The organism is Parvibaculum sp. (assembly GCF_035511255.1).
In the GTDB taxonomy this organism is placed as follows: domain Bacteria; phylum Pseudomonadota; class Alphaproteobacteria; order Parvibaculales; family Parvibaculaceae; genus Parvibaculum.
On the sequence record NZ_DATKFR010000441.1, the window covers coordinates 1 to 2,048 of the forward strand.

At 62.9% G+C, this 2,048-nt stretch carries 3 protein-coding genes; 1 reads left to right on the forward strand and 2 read right to left on the reverse strand.

The genetic code is table 11. The features are described 5' to 3' along the window. The coding region (locus VMR03_RS16625) for a FliM/FliN family flagellar motor switch protein (protein WP_325407189.1) at positions 1 to 225 on the reverse strand (225 nt) is incomplete at its 3' end. A 58-nt stretch (positions 226 to 283) separates the two neighbouring features. Between VMR03_RS16625 and lipB the strand changes: the two genes are divergently transcribed. Next, on the forward strand, positions 284 to 955 hold the full coding sequence (gene lipB / locus VMR03_RS16630) for a lipoyl(octanoyl) transferase LipB (RefSeq protein WP_325407191.1): 672 nt from the start codon (positions 284 to 286) through the stop codon (positions 953 to 955). 23 nt (positions 956 to 978) lie between these two features. On the opposite strand, the gene VMR03_RS16635 is transcribed toward lipB, so the two are convergent. Further along, positions 979 to 1,839 (reverse strand): hypothetical protein, encoded by an 861-nt coding sequence (locus VMR03_RS16635; protein ID WP_325407193.1) that lies wholly within the window; start codon positions 1,837 to 1,839, stop codon positions 979 to 981. Positions 1,840 to 2,048 lie beyond the last annotated feature (209 nt).

Genomic DNA, 2,048 nt, shown 5'->3' on the forward strand with positions numbered 1-2,048 from the left:
GTTCTTGATGGTCGAGGTGATCGAGATGGCGATCTTCTCGCCCTGCACGATGATCTCGCCGCGCGCGATCGGCACGTTGTTGGCCAGCAGCCAAACCTCGTCCTCGTGATGGGCATCGAGTTCGATGACGGCGCCACGGCCCATCTTCAATAGCTGATGCACCGGCAAGGAGGTCTTGCCCAGCACCACCGAAATCTCGACGAAGACGTTATTGACGGAATTCATCCCCGCCCCCAATTGGCATCACGCGACCTCGATGAAAGTCGCATGCTAGAGTTACCTCATGGTTAAAGCCGAAGCCCTCGCCGCACCTCTTTCCGCCTCGCCCGTCGAATGGCGGATATCGGACGCACCTGTGCCCTACGACATCGCCGTCGCGGAGATGGAAGCGCGCGCCGCCGCCATCGCATCCGGCGACGCGCCCGAACTCGTCTGGCTGCTTGAGCACCCTGCCCTCTACACGGCGGGCACGAGTTCCGATGAAAAGGATCTGCTGACGCCCGACCGCTTTCCCGTCTTCAAGACGGGGCGCGGCGGGCAATACACCTATCACGGGCCGGGACAGCGCGTGGCCTATGTGATGCTCGACCTGAAGAAGCGCGGACCTGACGTGCGGGCCTATGTCCACGACCTCGAACGCTGGCTGATCGCAACGCTCGCCTGCTTCAACGTTACCGGCGAAGTGCGCGACGACCGCGTCGGCGTCTGGGTGCGTCGTCCCGATAAAGGCATCGGCCGCGAGGACAAGATCGCCGCCATCGGCGTCCGCATCCGCAAATGGGTGACGTTCCACGGCATCAGCATCAACGTCGAGCCGGACCTCGATCATTTCTCGGGCATCGTGCCTTGCGGCATCTCGCAGCACGGCGTGACGAGCCTCGCCGATCTCGGCCATGTGGTGAGCATGGAAGAGGTCGACATGGTGCTGAAGAAGACATTCACGGACATATTCTAGCGGCCGCTGTCGAAGCGGCTTATTCAAGCTGCGCCGGCAAAGACGGCATCGAAGGCCGCGTCGAAGATCGCGAGCCTGGACGCCTGCTCGTCGGTCAGCTCTTTCAGAAATCCCGTCGAAATCCACATCGGCGACTGGCCCCGCCTGCCGCTCCAGCCGATGCTTCCGAGGTCTTCGGCCTCGCGCAATTTGCGCGCCAGGTGGGTCTGCGAAACGTTCATCCATGCCGCGAGTTCGGCGACGGAGTCGATATCCGTCGCGACCCGCCTGGCCTCCGGCTCGACGTCGCCCATGCCCGCCAGAATACGCAGGCTGAACAGCTTGCTGTTGTTGACCCAGGCGAAAAGCGTCAGCGTTTCGGAATACTTCGCCTGCCCGCCATCGCCGACCAGATCGACCGCGATATGCGGCTGAAGCCTGGAAAGGACATCCAGATCGCGCATGACGATGTCTGTTCGCGCGCCGCCATCGAAACCGTCCAACGTCTCGAGATGCGCCACGACCCATGTGACGAAGCCCGCCATGCTGGTCTCGGTCGGCTCGAGCGGCCGCTTGCGTCTGTCTCCCTCCACCGAAAAAGAGCGGAGGTAGCCGTACTTGATCATTTCCTTGATGAAGACGTCCGCAGTATTTCGGCTTGCGACGCCGTACTCTTCCACCAGATCGAGAAAACGCGCGAGAACGATGCCCCGGCGCGGCAGGTCGGAAGCGGGGTCGAAATAGAGACCGAAGGCTATATTGGCCATCATGCCGCGCTGCTCGCTCGCAAAGACGGACGAGAGGCGCGGAAATTGTTCATGCGCCTGCAGCAGCGCCGCCGCGTGACGCCTGATCTCGTCGTGGCACTTCGGATGCTGGGATAGCTGTGCGGCGGTCAGGGCCATGACGGACCGGGAAACGCGAAGGGTCGCGCTTCATATCACATCGCGGCGCAACGAAGCGACGACAACAAATAGACCGGAGTCCGGTTCAGGCGACCCGCGCCGAGAGCACCAGCGCGCCGACGCCGAAGGTGACGGCGGCGAGCCAGACGAGGCCGCCGAAGGCCGGAAGCGAGATGCCGATCCAGAGCAGGATCGTCGCGACCGCGATG

What these genes read in the sequence shown, in the direction of transcription:
- VMR03_RS16635 (WP_325407193.1), bottom strand. Translation starts at nt 1,839, where the DNA reads ATGGCCCTGACCGCCGCACAGCTATCCCAGCATCCGAAGTGCCACGAC.
- lipB (WP_325407191.1), top strand. Translation starts at nt 284, where the DNA reads ATGGTTAAAGCCGAAGCCCTCGCCGCACCTCTTTCCGCCTCGCCCGTC.